Raw genomic sequence first — 16,807 nt, 5'->3', positions numbered from 1 at the left:
TGCCCGCTTCAGAACCGCTGGTCCGGCAGGCCGGCCTCGTACTTCGTCACCGCCTCGATGGTGTTGATCTCGTGCTGCTTCGCGGCTGCCTCGATGGCCTCGGCCGACGCGCCCGACTCGATGAGCTGCAGGATGCCCTCGTGCTCGGCGATGGCGGCCTGGGCGCGGCCGGGGGCGTACCAGAAGGCCGACCTGCGGACGACTTCGAGCCGGGCCCACTCGTTGTCGACCATGTCGACGAGACGGCGGTCGGGGCAGCGGCAGGCGAGCAACCGGTGGAACTCCCGGTTGAGCCGGCCGAAGCGGGCCGGGTCGAAGTCGGCCAGCGCCTCCTTCATCTGCCGGTCGAGTGTGTGGGCCGCCGTCAGGTCGGCCTCGGTCAGGTGGGGCGCCGACAGCGCCGTCGCGTAGCCGCCGAGGCGCGCCACGATCTGCAGGCCCCGCTGCCACGCGTCGGTGTCGAACGTCGCCACCAGCGCGCCGACGTTGGGCACCATCTCCACCCAGCCCTCGGCCTGGAGCCGGCGCAGCGACTCGCGCCACGGCACCGAGCTGATGCCGTGCTCGCGCACCAACTGGTCGATGACCAGACGGTGCCCAGGTCCATAAGTGCCGTTCATGATCCGTTCCTTGAGGATCATGAATGCCTGTTCGGTCTTGGTCGCCATGCAGCAGATCCAACCACAATTCCGTACACGATATTGAAGCGAGTCCTGCCTTGAACCCCACACCCGCTTCCCCTCTGACCCCGGAGCTGCGGGCGAAGCTCGCGTCGGCGCCCGTCGCCGGACTCTCGGCCCAGCTGCGCCGCCGGGGCCTCGAGGGCGTGTTCATCGACGGCGTCCGTCCCGTGGTGGCGGGACAGAAATTCGTCGGCACGGCCCGCACGCTGCGTTTCGTCCCCTTCCGTGAGGACCTGTTCGCCGGCCGTGGCGGCGGCTACAACGCACAGAAGCGCGCCTTCGACTCCGTGGCGGAGGGCGAGGTCCTCGTCATCGAGGCGCGCGGCGAGAAGGGATCGGCCACGCTCGGCGACATCCTCGCGATACGCGCCCACGCCCGCGGTGCCGCGGCCATCGTGACCGACGGCGGGGTGCGCGACGCCGAAGCCGTCGCCGCCGTGGGCATCCCCGTCTTCACGGCGGGGCCGCACCCCGCCGTGCTCGGCCGCAAGCACGTTCCCTGGGACGCCGACCTCACCATCGCGTGCGGCGGTGCCACCGTGCAGCCCGGTGACATCCTCGTCGGCGACACCGACGGGGTCGTCGTGATCCCGCCGGGGATCGCGGAGGAGATCGCCGACGCCGCCCTCGCCCAGGAGGAGGAGGACGGCTGGATCGCCCGGAAGGTCGCCGAGGGCCACCGCGTCGAGGGGCTCTTCCCGATGAACGCCGCATGGCGGGCGCGGTACGAGGCCGAACGCGCCGCGGGGCCGGAGGCGGCGCCGTCGGACCCGGCGCGGGCCGGCTCGTGACCCGGACCCGGCGGGCCCCGGCCACCAGCAAGTCGCGGATCGCCTACGAGTGGATCCGTGAGCGGATCACGTCCGGGGCCTTCGGTCCCGGCCACCGCCTCGTCCTGACGACGCTCGCCGGCCGGCTCGGCATGAGCGTGGTGCCGGTCCGCGAGGCCATCCAACACCTCACGGCCGAGGGCCTGGTGACCTTCGAACCCAACGTCGGCGCGAGCGTCGCCATGGCCGACCCGGACCGCTACATCCACACGATGGAGGTCATCACCGTGCTCGAGAGCGCGGCGACCGCACTCTCGACGCCCCACCTCACCCGGCGGGACCTGGCCCACGCCCGGGAACTCAACGCGGCGATGCGCGAGGCGCTCGGCGACTTCGACCTCCGGGGCTTCAGCGCGCTCAACCAGGAGTTCCACCGCACCCTCTACGCCAGGTGCCCCAACCCCCGGCTGCTGGAGATGGTCGACGCGGAGTGGGCCCGGCTGGGCCACCTGCGCGACTCGATCTTCGGGTTCGTCCCGCACCGGCCCCAGGAGTCAGTGTGCGAGCACGACGACCTGCTCGACCTCATCGAGGGGGACGGAACGCCCGACCGGATCGAGCAGGCGGTGCACCGGCACCGCACCGGCTCCCTCGACGCCTTCCGCACCCGCAACACCCGCAACACCCGCAACATCCACAACACCAACGACGCCCATGGCGACCGCGTCGACCAAGGAGCCTGACGATGCTTCCCGACCAGACCCGCGCCGAACTCGCCGCCGAACTCGAACGGGCACACGCCGAGCGCGCCGTGCTGCCGCGCATCACCGCCCGGTACCCCGAGGCGACGGTGGAGGACGCGTACGCCATCCAGGGGCTGTGGCGTGACCGGCGGATCGCGGTCGGCCGCCGCCTCGTCGGCCGCAAGATCGGTCTGACGTCCAGGGCCATGCAGGCGGCGACGGGCATCTCCGAGCCGGACTACGGCGTGATGTTCGACGACACCGTCTGGGAGAACGGCGCCGTCGTGCCGTTCGAGGAGTTCTCCAACGTCCGTATCGAGGCCGAGCTCGCCTTCCTGCTCAAGGCACCGCTCAGGGGCCCCCACTGCACCCTCTTCGACGTGCTCCGTGCGACGGAGTACGTCGTCCCGGCGATGGAGATCCTCAACTCGCACCTGGAACTCGAAGGACGCACGATCGTCGACACCATCGCCGACAACGCCGCCTACGGCGGCCTGGTGCTCGGCGGCACCCCCGTCGCACCCGACACGGTCGACCTGCGCTGGATCTCCGCGCTGCTCTACCGCAACGAGACGATCGAGGAGACCGGCGTCGCCGCCGGTGTGCTCAACCACCCCGCCACGGGCGTCGCGTGGCTCGCCAACAAACTCCACCAGCACGGCACCGGCCTCGACGCCGGCGAGCTGATCCTCGCCGGATCCTTCACCCGGCCGATGTGGGTGTCGCGCGACGACTCGGTGCTCTGCGACTACAGAACGATGGGAACGATCTCGTGCAGCTTCCGGTAAACATCCCGGCGACCTTCCGCGAGGCCCTCACCGCCTCCGACCGCCCCCTGATCGGCATGTGGGTGTGCAGCGGCAGCCCGCTCGTCGCCGAGGTCTGCGCGGGCGGCGGCCTCGACTGGCTGCTGATCGACATGGAGCACGGACCCAACCAGCTCGAGTCGGTGCTCGCGCAGCTCCAGGCGGTCGCCGCCTACCCGGTCACCCCGCTCGTCCGTGCGCCGGGCCTGCTGCCGGTCGTGATCAAGCAGATCCTCGACCTCGGCGCCCAGAACATCCTGATGCCGATGATCGACACCCCGGAGCAGGCGGAGGCGGCCGTGCGGGCGGTGCGCTACCCGCCGCGCGGCAACCGCGGGGTCGGCTCGGCCCTCGCGCGCTCGGCCCGCTGGAACCGCGTCGGCGACTACCTGGCCAACGCGGACGAACACGTCTCGCTCTTCGTCCAGATCGAGTCGGCCACCGGCGTCGGGAACGCCGCCGGGATAGCCGCGGTCGACGGCGTCGACGGTGTCTTCGTCGGCCCGTCCGACCTCGCCGCGTCGATGGGCCTGCTCGGCAAGCAGACCCACCCCGACGTGGTGGCCGCGGTCGAGCGCGCCGTCGAGGCCGTCCGCGGCGCGGGCAAGCCCGTCGGCGTCAACGCCTTCGACCCGGCCGTCGCGTCGGCCTATCTCGACCAGGGCGCGTCGTTCGTCCTCGTCGGCGCCGACGTCGCCCTGCTCGCCCGGGGCTCCGAAGCCCTGGCCGAACGGTTCATCGGCGCGCCCGGCCAGGGCCGCGCAGGCAAGTGAAGGAGCACCCCTTGTCCCTCCCCCCGGACTCCGGCCGCCCCGGCGGCCGGGGCGGTCCCGATGGCCTGGGCCGTCCCGGCGGCCCGCGCCGCCGACCGCCGCGCGAGGTCGAGGTCGTCGACGTCACACCGCTGACCCCGCGCATGGTGGCGGTGGTGTTCGCCGGGGAGTCCCTCGCCGGCTTCGCCGAGCCCGCCCCGACGGCGCACATCAAGCTCTTCCTGCCCGACGCCGAGGGCAACGTCGCGCGGCCGTTGGTCGGCCCGGACGGCCGCCTTCGATGGCCCGACGGCCGCCCGACGATGCGGACGTACACACCCCGGCGCTTCGACGCCGAGGCCCGCACCTTGGAGGTCTGGTTCGTGCTGCACGGCGACGGCCCGGCCGCGCGGTGGGCCGCGCAGGTCCAACCCGGCAGCCGTGCGGCCATCGGCGGCCCAGGGGGCCGCTTCTCCGTCGACCCGACGGCGGCCCCATGGTGGATCGGCGGCGACGAGAGCGCCCTGCCCGCGATCGCCACGCTGCTCGAGGCGCTGCCGGACGACGGCACCGGCCAGGTACACCTGGAGATCGAGAGCCCCGAGGCCCGCATCGCCCTGCCGGCGCCCGCCGGTGTCGAGGTGACCTGGCACGACCGGGCGGGCGAGCCGGGCGCCGCCCTCGTCGACGCGCTGTGCCGGGCCGCCCTCGGGGACGACACGCACGTCTGGATCGCCTGCGAGGCCTCGGCGGTCCGCAAGGCCCGCTCGTACCTCTTGGACGACCGGGCGCTGCCGCACCCGCAGGTGACCACGCGCGGCTACTGGCGCGTGGGCGAAGCCAACCACCCCGACCACGACTTCGGCGAGGACTGACGGACGGGCTCGTCTGGGCCGGCGGGTCAGGCCGTCCGGCCCCGCCCCCGGCCTCCCGGCGAGCTCGGCACGCCGGCCGCAAGCTTGTTCGCCGCCCGGTCCGGCAGGAGATCGATCGGGCGCCGGGTCTCGACGTCGACGAGCGGAGTTCCGCGGATGCGGCCCTTGCGCCGGGCGTATTCGCGCACGCTGACCGCGCAGGGGCTCAGGCCGGTGTTCTGGGCGGCGTGTTCGCGAGCCCGTCCGGCCGGCGTCGGCCGTCGGGTGGGTCGGGCGCGCCGACGGGCGGCGGGGCGGCCGGTGTGCCGGCGCTCTCCAGCCACTCCACGTAGGCCGGTGCCTCCCGGGCCACGGCCCAGTAGGACTCCTCCAGGTACGGGTAGACCTCGTCAACTTCGGCCTCGGTGCGGGCGGCCAGCAGCAGCCGCACGCCGATGGGGTCGCCCTCCAGCGGGCGGATGGCCAGATCGGGGCGAGGGTGGGCGGTGGGCTGGCTGACGGTGACGACCTCACCGATCGCGGCCAGCGAGTACGCGGTGAGGTAGTCGCCGTGCAGCATCTCCGGCCGCAGGCCCGCCGACCGCAGGGCCCGGCACAGCGCATCCCACTCGCCGTCGACGGTGGCATCGACCATCCAGCGGTCACCGGCCAGGTCGGCCATCCGCACCCGGCCTCGCGAGGCCGCCGGGTGGTTCGCGGCAAGCGTGACGAACTGCGGCTCGCGTTCGACGAGGACGCGGACGCAGAGTCCGGGCGGCATCCGCAGCGGGCTGCCCTCGACCTCGTGCACGAACGCCATGTCGAGCTTGCCGGCGGCGACCATGGCCAGCAGCGAGTTGGCGGAAACGCTCATCTGGAGCGTCGGCTCGATCCGCGCCACCCCGGCCCGCAGCCGGTACAGCCAGCCCGGGATGGCGCGGTTCGCCGTGGCGCCGATGCGAAGCTGGAAGCCGCAGGCGGCGCGGGCGGCTTCGGCCCGGGTCTCCGTCACCATCGCCGAGAACTCCGTCATCAGCGGCCGGGCCCGGCTGAGCACCGCCAGGCCCAGCGGCGTGGGGCGGCAGCCGGTGCGGCTGCGTAGGAACAGCTGGGCGCCGAGGGTGTTCTCGATGCGCCGCAGCTGGGTGCTCAACGAGGGCTGCGTCATGCCGAGTTCCCGCGCCGCCTTGTGCAGACTGCCAGTGTCGGCGATGACGCAGAGCACGCGCAGGTGCCTGACCTCCAGCTCCATGGGGGGAGCGTAGAGCGGGGCTCCGTGTGACACCAGGTGCCCAAGTGCCAGCGAATCCGGATGAGTTGGACCCTGATAGCCCGGCGCTATCCCCATTTGCCATCATCCCGGGACCCGTTCAGGTGTCCGAGACTTCCTGGCAACCGATCGTTCCACCCCACAGAACGAACAGGAGCCCCCACATGGCGTCGTTGCGCACCAGCGCCAGGAAGAAGAACTCCAGGAGACTCACGGCTCTCGCGCTCGGTCTCGGACTGGCCGCGGCGGCCCTGGGCACCGCGGCCCCGGCGGGCGCCCAGCCCCAGGGCGCCGACCGGGCCCAGGCCCGTAGCGCCGCCGGCTACGTCGGTTCCGCTGAGAACGCCGGCAACAAGGCCTTCTTCGACGCGGTACTGAAGTCCGTCGCCCAGCGGCAGGCCAAGCAGCCCTCCCTCCAGACGGTGACCGTCTACTACAACGCCTCCCAGGCACCCAGCTTCCGCTCGCAGATATCGAGCGCCGCCTCGATCTGGAACAGCTCCGTGTCGAACGTGAAGCTCCAGGCGACGTCGGGCAGCGCTGACTTCGCCTACTACGAGGGCAACGACTCACGCGGGTCGTACGCGTCCACCGACGGCCACGGCAGCGGCTACATCTTCCTGGACTACGCGCAGAACCAGCAGTACGACTCGATCCGGGTGGCCGCCCACGAGACGGGCCACGTGCTGGGCCTGCCCGACCACTACAGCGGCCCGTGCAGTGAGCTCATGTCGGGCGGTGGCCCCGGCACGTCCTGCACCAACCGCTACCCGAACGCGACCGAGAGGTCCCGCGTCAACCAACTGTGGGCCAACGGTCTGGCCAAGGCCCTCGCCAAGGCCGGTGTGCAGCGCTGACCGACCGCGCCACCAGCGGACCGGCCTGCGGGCCCTGATCTCACCACACGTGTACGGACCGCGGCTCCCACCGCGGTCCGTACATCTGTGCCGGGTCGGGCCGGCAGGACTTCCGCCGCATCCGACTGACCTCTTGCAGATACGTCTGCTGAGTCGGCAGTGGCAGATCAGGCCTCGATCGCCGTGGGCACTGATCGACGTCGCCCGTCGCCCGTCGCCGTCGGCCCGGCCGCCCGGGTGTGCCTCCGGCCTCGGCCGCGTCCCGGTAGGAGCACTCCGCCCTGCGAGAGAGAGACCGGCAGAGCGGAGCGGGGTGCGCGGAGGGACCGGGAAGCCGGCCCGTCAGGTGAGCTCTCTGATGGGCCTTCCGGCGGAGGCCGTGATGGGAACCCCGGTCGGCCGGACCGCGTGCATGTGCGCGTCTGTCAGACAAGTGGGCGCAGTATCCACGCGACACGGCCACTTTCGCCACGACGGTCCCCGGGGCGGCCACCGGACAGCCGGGAACGAGCCCTTGCGGGGCGGGCGACTGGCTGTACGAGGACGGCGGTTGTGCGTCGTCATGGGTAAGTCGACGGGTGGTGTGAGCGATTGCGGTCTGCCGGCCTCAAGTCGCTCGTGATCAGCCGAACAGCTGGGAACCGAGCGGATGCTGCCGGTCGAAGCCGGGGAGGATCAGGAATGTCGCGCTGGCGGTCGTGGTGGTGAAGGGCAGCAGTGCGTCGGAGGTGTCCATGTGGGTGAGGGTGGCGGTGAAGGTCCGCAGGTCGTTCTGGAAGCTGATGAAGAGCAGGCCGGGCGCGGGCTGGTCGGTGCTGTAGGAACGGCGGAGCATGAGGCCGACCCCGACGACGGTGGCGTGCGCTCTGCGCACGTGGGCGTCCGCGGGGACGAGATAGCGCCCGTCCGGTGTCTTGGCTCCGAGTGCCGGGCCCGAGGCTGCGGTGCCGCCGGAGAGGGGGACGCCGCTGGCCCGGCGTCGCCCGAAGACAGCTTCCTGTTCGGCGACGGACAGGGCGGCGAACCGCGGCAGGTCGAGTTCCATACGCCGCAGTACGGCGAGGGTGCCGCCGGCGACCGCAGGGGGCCCGGCCAGCCACAGGTCGCGTTGTTGTTCGGCGGTCGTGTGCGGGCCCACGATGCCGTCGATGAAACCGAGCGGGTTGCGTGGCGCGGTAAGGCCGTTGCCGACGGGCACGTTCGTACCGCGGCGTGCGGACTGGCGCCAGCGTACGTGGATGCGGTCACCGGCGTGGTCCAGGAGCGCGGCGGCGACGACCGGTAGGAGCAGCGCGTCGCTGGCGCAGATCTGCATCAGCAGATCACCGCCGCGTGCCTGCGGGGCGATCCGCTCGCGGGAGAATCGTGGGAGGTCGGCCGTGCCGGGCAGCGAGGCACCGGCCGTGCGCACCAGCCGGGGCCCCACACCGATGGTCACGGTGAGGTCGCCCGGCGGCAGGCCCAGCAGCCGGGCGTCGGTGCCCGCTGTGAGTGCGCTGATGGCTCGGCCGAGTTCGGCCAGTAACGGACCGGGTGCCACGGTGGCGCCGAGGTCGGCCACCACGGCGAGCAGATTGGGCTGGGCCGGCCGGGGGAGCGTGATGCCTGCCTGATGGCGGCCCGTCGCCGGAATCGGCACAGGCGTAGCCCCCCGGGCAGGGGCGTGCCGGCCTGGCTGGGCGGAGCCCGGTGTGCACCCGGCGGTCAGGCCGGTGGCCGTCATGGCGCCGGCGACATCGAGGAACGTGCGGCGCGACAGGGGGCGATCGGCTCGGCGCATGGGGTGCAGAGTGCCACACCCGCATCGCGAAAGCCGGTCAATCTCGCGATTCCGGCCCGGGGTTGGGAGTCATGCCAGACTGGGATCATGCCTCGATTAGCTCTTCGCGTGCTGGCGGCGGTAGTGGGCACGCTGACACTGGTGGCAGGCTGCGGCGGCGATGGCGGATCGGAAAGAGGCCGGCGCCCTGCCGGTGCGCATGTGACGATCCGAGTACCTGCCGATGCCCCCACGATCTCGGATGCGGTGTCCCTGGCCCGGCCCGGTGACCTGGTGCTGGTCGCGCCGGGCGTCTACCACGAGTCGGTGAGGATCGGCACGGCGCGCATCACTCTTCGCGGTCTGTCCCGGGACAAGGTTGTCATCGACGGGCGGTTGCAGCAGCCGAACGGCGTCGTCGTCTCGGCGCCAGGGGTGGCCGTGGAGAACCTGACCGTGGAGAACAACACGCAGAACGGAGTCCTGGTCACCGGTTCGGCGAAGGCGGCCGCCGGCCTGCCGGGGGGAAGCGGCGGCTACGACACCGGCGACGAGCCCGTCACCTTCCTGAAGTCGTTCCTGGTCTCCCACGTGACCGCGACGCGAAACGGTCTGTACGGCATCTACGCGTTCTCCGCCCAGAACGGTGTCATCGAGCACTCGTACGCGTCGGGCGGCGCCGACTCGGGGATCTATGTCGGCCAGTGCAAGCCCTGCAACATCGTGGTGCGGGACAACGTCGCCGAACTCAACGCGGTCGGTTACGAAGGCACCAACGCCAGCGAGGACATGTACGTCGTCGGCAACCGCCTGGTCGGCAACCGGGTCGGACTCACCACCAACTCCGACCACCAGGAGAAACTGGTCCCGCAGAGGGGCTCCGTGATCGCGGGCAATCTCATCGCCGGCAACCAGCGGACGGCCACTCCGGAGCAGGCGGACGGCGGGTGGGGCATCGGCGTCGGCATCGACGGCGGCAGCGACAACCGGTTCGTCCGCAATCGCATCGCCGGCAACCGCAACGCCGGGTTGGTGATCACGGCGACCACCGACATGCCTCCGGTCGGCAACCAGATCCTGGACAACACGTTCACCGGCAATGGCGTCGACGTCGGCTGGACGTTTCCCACCGCCACGCGGGGACGGGGCAACTGCCTGCGGGGCAACGATCTGCGCACCACCGTGCCCGCCCGGCTCGCGACGACCGCGGCCTGCCCGGTTCCGGCCGGGGTGTCCTCGCCGGCCGGCAGGTGGACGGTGCCGACGGCACCCGGTGGCATCCCGTTCACCGAGGTCGCGGCGCCCGCTCCGCAGCCGCAGTTCCCGCACGCCGCGACCGCGGGCGCCACCGCTGTCCCGCCCGTCCCGGCCCTGCCGAAGCTGGAGGGCGTCCGGCTGCCGCCCGTGTCCCTGCTCGCCGCGAACGCGCGGGTGCGGACGTCCTGAACGGCGGTCACCGGGTCGGGGTGGTTCCGGGTACCGGCTCGACCGGGACGTACTTGTGGGTGTCGAAATCGATGACCACCGGCTCCGGCTGCGAACCCACCCTGACCCGGACCCGGTACATGGTGCCGTCGGAGCCGATCCAGTAGCGGACGTTGCCCGCCGTGCCGGAGCGGTCCGGGGAGGACGGTCCGGTCATGACGTCCACCCGGCGCCCGTCCACATGGTCCCGTCCCAACCACGCGGCGCCGTTCTGCGGCAGCAGTTCGGCGTTGTCCGGCCGGTCGCGGCCGAGTCCGAGCGTGATGGACAGGGAGGTGTCCAGCGCGCTGCCGGACGACAGCAGCGGACGGTCGTACCAGCCCGAACGGGGCGGCGACGCGGGTGCCTGCGCCGGGGCGTCCGTCATCGGGCGGACGTGCACCGCCGTGGGCGTCCACCGGATCAGCCCGTCGCTGGACTTGCCGCGCCCGGTGCCGTGCACCACGCCGTACCCGACCTTGTGCCGATAGTCGACGGACCCGGTGACGGTCAGCCCGCCGGCGGTGCCCGGCACGGTGATCGTCACCGCACGGCCCTGGGCCTGGTAGTTGCGGAAGCGCGTGATCGCCAGCCGGCTCGTTTCGTCCGTCGTCAGCGGGCGTGGACCGCCGGCGCCGGAGTCGCCGTCGGTGATCAGGAACGCGGCCACCCCGGCCACCGCGGCGGCCGCGATGCCCATGACGGCCGCCGCCCGGCGCGACCGCGACCATCGGCGCCGGTCAGCCGGACGACCCGGTGGGGCTTGCCGGGTTCTCATGCTTCGCACACGGCTCGACGCTGACACTCTGCGATTCATCCTTTCGGTCACCACGCCGTCCGGCCGCCGCGGTTCGCGGCGGCCCTCGGCAGTCCGGTGACGGATCACGCCGAGGCCGGCCCTCGTGGACCGGCCGGGACGTGATCCGCCCGTCCGCGCCGTCCGGATCACGGACGGGCGGATCAGCGCTGTGCGGTTCGTTCAGTGTTGCCGGGCGCGACGGTTCCGGGTCACGAACGCGATGACCAGGCCCGCACCCACCAGCAGACCGACGATGCCGATCATCTCCGCCAGCCCGGACGTACCGGTGTTCGCCAGCGAACCCTCGCCGCCACCGGCCGGGGCCGGATGGTTGGCGGGCGGCGCGGGCGACGGCGCCGTGGAGGCCGCGGGCGGTGTCGGTGTCGGTGTCGGTGTCGGTGTAGGTGTGGGAGTCGGTGTCGGCGTCGGTGTGTCTTTCGGGATGTACACCCCGGCGTCGATCGTGTGATCGACCCCGCCCGGCTTGTCCGGCGCCGTGACGGGCGCGTAGCCGTTGCACAACGGCCCGGTGGCCGGCGGGGTCACATTGGAGTCGTGCGCACGGTCGGCGCCGGCTCGCGGGAGCGTGAACCTCAGCTCGCTCGCCGGGGGCTGCTCGGGCACCTGGCTGGTGTCCGCGGTGCACACGTCGAACTGCACCGTGTACTTCGCGCCCGGCGTGAGCTCGTACGCGGCGCCGACACCACCGAAGTAGTATTCGCCGGCGGCATCGGTCCTGGTCGTGTCGACCTGTTTGCCGTCCGCGTCCAGCAGGTTGACCGTCGCCCCCGGCAGCAGCACGTGCCCCGGGTCCTGGATCCCGTTGTGATCGCCGTCGAACCACACGACGTTGCCGATCTGGATCGGCGCGTTCGCCGCCGCGTACGCGATGTCACCGAGTCCGCCGGCCTTGCCGAACCCGCCCTGTTCCCGGCTGACGAACTGGAACCCGTTGGCGGTCGGGTTGTTGCCCGGGCCCTCACCGGTCGCGATGTCGAAGTACCCGGTCCCCGATGTCGCGACGTTGACGACCGGGTCGAACTCCGTGCTGACGACCCATTGCTGCTGCGGGATGTAGGCCACCGACCCCAGCGCGGTCTCCCGGTGCGCGTTGGCGTAGAAGTCGCCCGGGAAGTACTCGACGACATCGGCGGGCTGGCCGCCGTTGTTGGCGGGGGTGGCGTGGTTGGGGCAGTTCCCCGTGCCTTCCCACTGGTACTCACCGGTGGGAGTGGCGCAGACCATGGTGATGTCACCGCCGGACATGCCGTTCTCGGCCGTGTCGTTCCCCGGGCGTGGGTCCAGCCCTCCCCAGCTGAGCACGTCCATGAACCGGTCGCGGAATCCCAGGACCATCGAGCCGTCGCGGGCGAAGGCGAGGGAGGCCAGCTCCGGTTGCGGATCGATGTAGACGTTGCCCGACTTGCGGTCGTCCCACGTGTCGAGGCTGGTGTTCCACGGGTTCCAGTGGGTGGCCTTGTCGCCGGAACCGAAGACGGTGCCGCGTTCGTACGTGAGCGGGTGGCTCAGCACCGTGGTGAACCGCTTGCCGTCGTAGGCGGATACGAAGGCCTTCAGGTCCGCGCGCTGCTGCGTGCTCTCCGCGCTGCACACGCCGCCGACATACAGGGTGTTGTCGTGGGCCTGGAGACCGAACGGCCGCCAGTCCCCGGGGCTCGCGCACCCCGGATCCGGGATGGGGACCGTCGACTTGGGCGCCGCGGCCGTGGCCCCTGTCGCGTCGAAGCTCACCAGGCTGCGGGTCCGCAGGTTCACCGCGTACAGCGTGGAGCCGTCCTCCGACAGGGCCAGGCCACCGATGCTCTCCTTGCCCGGCACGTCGGTGAACCCGGCATCCTTGATCATGTTTGCGGTGTCGTGCCGCGTCACCGCGGCGTCCGGTACCCGCGCGAACAGCCGTGGCGTACCGGAGCCGTCGACCGGCACCGTGTAGATCGCGCCCCCGCCCTGCGGCCCGTACGGGGCGTAGCGGCGGGCGAACGCGCTCTGGAACAGCCGGGTCCTGTACTTGTCGTACGCCAGCCCGAACGTCGTGCCCACCTGGTCCTGCGTGGCCAGCGTGGTCGGGCACGCCACATCGGTGGGACACGTGCCCCGGACCTTCGTCCCGAACGCCACCAACGCCCGATTGTCCGTCCCGTTGGCGCCGTTGTGGACCGGCACGAAGTACCGCGAGTCCGGCAGCGCGTAGTCGGCCGGATTCCACACCCCCGTCACCACCGAGGCGTTCTTTCCGTCCGACACGTCCACGAACGACGTGAAGCTGTCGAAGTGGTCCTCCTTCGTCGACGCGGGCGCCGCCCGGAGATAGTCGCTGTACGGCGCCGGGATGCTGACGTCGACGCGGTACCGGCCGCCGCTCAGCGCCGTCGAGCCCGGCGTCACGACCTTTCCGGTGGCATCCGTGACGCCGGTGACACTGTGCCCGGCGGGGTCGGAGATCTTCACCTTCATGCCCCGCTGCGGCACGTCCATCGTCGCGTTGACCACTCCGGTGCCGAAGAAGTCGCGCAGCACCTCGACCGTCAGCGTGCCGTCGGCGGTCGAGGCGGCAGCCGGTCCGGCCGTCGCTCCCACGGCGCCCCCTGCCAGCAATAGAACAGATAACGCGACGCGCGCCGGCGGCTCCGCAAGCCGCCAGGCCAACCGGCGCGAATCTCTGCCGAGTCGATTCATGGCATCACACTCCACACTTCTCTTGTGGTGAGAACGAAGCACTCGCTTTTCGCCGCACGCCCACTTCATGACTCCGGGCGCGGACGCCGGTCGGCGAACGTCAGGGAATGAAAAGGGCCCACCGCTGTTGCGTGGGCCGAATTATGATGATCATATGAGGATAAATTGTGAGTGTCGCGAGCCTGAAAGGTGAACACGCCTTCACGACCTCGGGCAGGACCGCCTCGGATTACGTGTTCTCGCAGCTCAATCACGGTACGTCACCCTCATCCCCGACCTCGCCGACCGCCATCGCGAGCAGCGCGCGATATCGTATCCCTGGGGTCTCGCCGTCACCACAAGAACCCCTCACATTCATCGGGATCCGCGATAGCGGGCGACCGCCCGGAGAACGGCGACCGGAAGAATGTTCGGCTGTGAAATGATGGCCGAATTGCGCTGAGCCGGAGCGGCTGCGTGGCCTGGGTGAAGTGGCTGAGGCGGACCCGGCCGCCGCGGTCGGGGTGCTCTTGTCTCGGCGGGCGCCGGATTCATCGCTGCGGGCATGCGATCGCGAGGGTCGCCGCCATCACGGCGGCGACCCGGGACCTTCAACGATGTCTTGCGGGGACCGTCAGGTGCGGGTCCAGCGTTGGTTGCTGCCGTTCGCGCAGGAGTAGAGCTGGATCAGGGTGCCGTTGGCGGTTCCGCCTCCGACCGCGTCCAGGCAGAGGCCGGACTGGACGCCGACGATGGATCCGTCGGAGTTGAGGCGCCATTTCTGGTTGTCGCCGCCCCAGCAGCTGTAGATCTGGACTTTGGAGCCGTTGCCGGTGCCGGCGGCGTCCAGGCACTTGTTGCCGTAGACCCTGAGCTCGCCGGCGTCGGTGTAGGTCCACTGCTGGTTGGTGCCGCTGTGGCAGTCCCACAGCTGGAGCTGGGTACCGTCGGTGGTGGCGGCGTTGGGCACGTCCAGGCAGCGGCCCGAACCGACGCCCTTGAGCTGTCCGCCGTCCGAAGGGGGCGGGGTGGTGGAGCCGCCGTTGAGTGCGTTGAGGACGGCGGTGTAGGCGGGCTTCTTGCTGCCGTCGCCGTTGAACAGCAGCGGCGTGTCCCCGGATCGCCAGGAGTCGGTGTCGCGCACCCCCCAGACGGTGATGCCGAGGCAGCGCGGGACGGCCAGGCAGTCGTTGGTCACGTTGGCGTAGGTCGAGGCCGAGGCGCCCTGGATGTCGAGTTCGGTGATGGCCACGTCGACGCCGAGGGCGGCGAAGTTCTGCAGGGTGGTGCGGAAGTTGCTGTTGTAGGGGCTGCCGCTGTTGAAGTGCGACTGGAAGCCGACGCAGTCGATCGGCACACCGCGCTGCTTGAAGTCCCGGACCATGGAGTACACGGCCTGGGTCTTGGCCCAGGTCCAGTCCTCGATGTTGTAGTCGTTGTAGCAGAGCTTGGCCGCCGGGTCGGCGGCGCGCGCGGTGCGGAAGGCCACCTCGATCCAGTCGTTGCCGGTGCGCTGCAGGTTGGAGTCGCGCCGGGCTCCCGAACTGCCGTCGGCGAAGGCCTCGTTCACGACGTCCCACTGGGCGATCTTGCCCTTGTAGTGGGCCATCACGCCGTTGATGTGGTCGATCATGGCCTGGCGCAGGGTGCTGCCGCTGAGGCTCTGCATCCAGCCGGGCTGCTGGGAGTGCCAGGCCAGGGTGTGGCCGCGCACCTGCTTGCCGTTCTGCACCGCCCAGTTGTAGACGCGGTCACCGGCGGTGAAGTTGAACTGGCCCCGCTGCGGTTCGGTGGCGTCGATCTTCATCTCGTTCTCGGCCGTCACCATGTTGAACTCACGGCCCGCGATCGTCGTGTACGCCGAGTCGCCCAGCTTGCCCGAGGCGATGGCGGTGCCGAAGTAGCGGCCGCTCTGCGCCGCCGCGGCGCCGAGCGTGCTCTCGGCGGCGTGTGCGGTCGGCGGTGTGATCAGAGCGGCGACCACACCGAGGACGCCGGCGACCAGCGTCAACAGCAGGCCGTGGATCTTCCGGCGGACAACGGGTCTGGGAAGGGCATACGAGCCCATGACTGTGCCTCCAAGGTAGAAATCACGGAAGGACCGAAGCGCGGGGTCTTGCATCGCCCGCTGCCGGGCGGCAGACGGACGGACGGGGCGGGCCGGAGCCCGGGCAGCACGGAAGGTTCGACATGTCGAACTGCGGTCGGCTTCTCAGGCAGGGATGATTGAGGTATTGACGATGCATCGTCAATACTCCGCGCACAAAAGTTTCTGCTTCTTGTTCGAATGTTTCGAGACCCTCCGCTGAGCGGTGAGCCCCCGGTGTCGCCGTCGGCGTGGATGTCGCAGGGTAAGGGGCGAGGTCGGGGCGAGTGTGCCGGGCGCTTCCTCTGTTCCGATGTCAAGCGTGGTCCGGCTCGGTCATTCGTCGAGTGTGATGTGCGACGCTTGGCGGCACCCGTTCCCGCAATGTTTCGGCGTGGACAGCGATACATGCGAGGGGTGTTGACGCCGTTCACCGGTTCCTTACCATTCAGGTTGCTCGACTCTTCGAGCTTTGTTCGATATTGCGAACAGTCGCATGTCATGGCCGCGCCAGCCTCGCAGCGGTCTGGTACTGACAGTCCGGACAACCTCTGACGAGGCCGACCGGAACCGCCCACTGAAGGTTGAGGAAGTCCCCATGCACAGAGGAAGTCTCGGCCGCAGGCGTACGTCTGCGGTGCTCGCCGCCGCGGTTGCGGTCCTGGCCGCGTTGGCGGCGATGCTCGTCGCCGCCCCGGCTCAGGCGGCCACCAGCGGCGCCCTGCGCGGTGCCGGTTCGAACCGGTGCCTCGATGTGATTGGCGCCGGCCAGGACGACGGCACGTACCTGCAGATCTACGACTGCTGGGGCGGGACCAACCAGCAGTGGACGCTGACGGACGCCAATCAGCTGACCGTGTACGGCAACAAGTGCCTGGACGTCCCCGGCCACGCCACCACGGCCGGCACCCGGGTGCAGATCTGGTCCTGTTCCGGCGGGGCGAACCAGCAGTGGCGGGTGAACTCCGACGGCACGGTCGTCGGGGTGGAGTCCGGGCTGTGCCTGGAGGCCGCGGGCGCCGGTACGGCCAACGGCACGGCAGCGCAGATCGGGACGTGCAACGGCGGCAGCAACCAGAAGTGGACCGGCCTCTCCGGTACGACGCCCCCGCCGGGCACGTGCTCTCTCCCGTCGACGTACCGGTGGTCGTCGACGGGTGCGCTGGCGCAGCCGGCGAACGGGTGGGTCTCGGTGAAGGACTTCACCGACGTGGTCTACAACGGCAAGCACCTGGTCTACGCGTCGAACGTGTCGGGATCGTCGTACGGCTCGATGATGTTCAGCCCC

Annotated in this window: 14 protein-coding genes; 8 read left to right on the top strand and 6 right to left on the bottom strand. The window is 70.8% G+C overall.

The window, feature by feature from the left end:
* Nucleotides 1-8: 8 nt before the first annotated feature.
* Nucleotides 9-668, bottom strand: a complete 660-nt coding sequence (locus AB0G63_RS31040) for a GntR family transcriptional regulator (RefSeq protein ID WP_360756998.1) — start codon at nucleotides 666-668, stop codon at nucleotides 9-11.
* A gap of 50 nt (nucleotides 669-718) precedes the next feature.
* On the opposite strand from AB0G63_RS31040, the gene AB0G63_RS31035 reads away from it, so the two are divergent.
* From AB0G63_RS31035 to AB0G63_RS31015, 5 genes are read left to right on the top strand one after another with little or no spacing between them, the layout of a single operon-like run.
* On the top strand, nucleotides 719-1,474 hold the full coding sequence (locus AB0G63_RS31035; protein ID WP_360756996.1) for a hypothetical protein: 756 nt from the start codon (nucleotides 719-721) through the stop codon (nucleotides 1,472-1,474).
* Entirely contained in the window at nucleotides 1,471-2,196 is a 726-nt protein-coding gene (locus AB0G63_RS31030; protein ID WP_360756994.1) for a GntR family transcriptional regulator, read from the top strand. The genes AB0G63_RS31035 and AB0G63_RS31030 overlap by 4 nt, the downstream gene beginning before the upstream one ends.
* Nucleotides 2,197-2,198: 2 nt before the next feature.
* A complete protein-coding gene (locus AB0G63_RS31025; RefSeq protein WP_360756991.1) occupies nucleotides 2,199-2,984 on the top strand; it encodes a 2-oxo-hepta-3-ene-1,7-dioate hydratase in 786 nt (261 codons plus the stop codon).
* Nucleotides 2,969-3,775: an HpcH/HpaI aldolase/citrate lyase family protein gene (locus tag AB0G63_RS31020; RefSeq protein WP_360756988.1), complete on the top strand. Its 807-nt coding sequence runs from the start codon at nucleotides 2,969-2,971 to the stop codon at nucleotides 3,773-3,775. Before AB0G63_RS31025 ends, AB0G63_RS31020 begins: the two co-directional genes overlap by 16 nt.
* 11 nt (nucleotides 3,776-3,786) lie before the next feature.
* Complete coding sequence (locus tag AB0G63_RS31015) at nucleotides 3,787-4,629, top strand: siderophore-interacting protein (protein ID WP_360756986.1); 843 nt, start codon at nucleotides 3,787-3,789, stop codon at nucleotides 4,627-4,629.
* A gap of 205 nt (nucleotides 4,630-4,834) precedes the next feature.
* Here AB0G63_RS31015 and AB0G63_RS31010 read toward each other — a convergent pair whose 3' ends face one another.
* Nucleotides 4,835-5,860 carry a LysR family transcriptional regulator gene (locus AB0G63_RS31010; RefSeq protein ID WP_360756984.1) on the bottom strand — a complete coding sequence of 342 codons (1,026 nt, stop codon included), beginning with the start codon at nucleotides 5,858-5,860 and terminating at the stop codon, nucleotides 4,835-4,837.
* 182 nt (nucleotides 5,861-6,042) lie between these two features.
* Here AB0G63_RS31010 and snpA point away from each other — a divergent pair, with 182 nt between their 5' ends.
* Complete coding sequence (gene snpA, locus AB0G63_RS31005; RefSeq protein WP_360756982.1) at nucleotides 6,043-6,735, top strand: snapalysin; 693 nt, start codon at nucleotides 6,043-6,045, stop codon at nucleotides 6,733-6,735.
* A gap of 622 nt (nucleotides 6,736-7,357) precedes the next feature.
* On the opposite strand, the gene AB0G63_RS31000 is transcribed toward snpA, so the two are convergent.
* Nucleotides 7,358-8,515, bottom strand: a complete 1,158-nt coding sequence (locus AB0G63_RS31000; protein WP_360756980.1) for a Dyp-type peroxidase — start codon at nucleotides 8,513-8,515, stop codon at nucleotides 7,358-7,360.
* 87 nt (nucleotides 8,516-8,602) lie between these two features.
* Between AB0G63_RS31000 and AB0G63_RS30995 the strand changes: the two genes are divergently transcribed.
* Nucleotides 8,603-9,940 (top strand): right-handed parallel beta-helix repeat-containing protein, encoded by a 1,338-nt coding sequence (locus AB0G63_RS30995; protein WP_360756977.1) that lies wholly within the window; start codon nucleotides 8,603-8,605, stop codon nucleotides 9,938-9,940.
* 7 nt (nucleotides 9,941-9,947) lie between these two features.
* On the opposite strand, the gene AB0G63_RS30990 is transcribed toward AB0G63_RS30995, so the two are convergent.
* The 3 genes from AB0G63_RS30990 to AB0G63_RS30980 all read right to left on the bottom strand — a co-directional run bounded on the left by AB0G63_RS30990 (nucleotide 9,948) and on the right by AB0G63_RS30980 (nucleotide 15,501).
* On the bottom strand, nucleotides 9,948-10,658 hold the full coding sequence (locus AB0G63_RS30990) for a hypothetical protein (RefSeq protein WP_360756975.1): 711 nt from the start codon (nucleotides 10,656-10,658) through the stop codon (nucleotides 9,948-9,950).
* A gap of 279 nt (nucleotides 10,659-10,937) precedes the next feature.
* Complete coding sequence (locus tag AB0G63_RS30985) at nucleotides 10,938-13,355, bottom strand: SdrD B-like domain-containing protein (RefSeq protein WP_360756973.1); 2,418 nt, start codon at nucleotides 13,353-13,355, stop codon at nucleotides 10,938-10,940.
* A gap of 712 nt (nucleotides 13,356-14,067) precedes the next feature.
* The gene (locus AB0G63_RS30980) at nucleotides 14,068-15,501 is read right to left on the bottom strand and encodes an endo-1,4-beta-xylanase (protein ID WP_360756970.1); all 1,434 of its coding nucleotides are present in this window, start codon (nucleotides 15,499-15,501) and stop codon (nucleotides 14,068-14,070) included.
* A 616-nt stretch (nucleotides 15,502-16,117) separates the two neighbouring features.
* Between AB0G63_RS30980 and AB0G63_RS30975 the strand changes: the two genes are divergently transcribed.
* On the top strand, nucleotides 16,118-16,807 hold a 690-nt coding region (locus AB0G63_RS30975), incomplete at its 3' end, for a non-reducing end alpha-L-arabinofuranosidase family hydrolase (protein ID WP_360756969.1).

Source organism: Streptomyces sp. NPDC020996 (assembly GCF_040641355.1).
Classification (GTDB): domain Bacteria; phylum Actinomycetota; class Actinomycetes; order Streptomycetales; family Streptomycetaceae; genus Streptomyces.
Note: the sequence above shows the minus strand (reverse complement) of the source record. Positions and strands in the feature narration are given on the sequence as shown.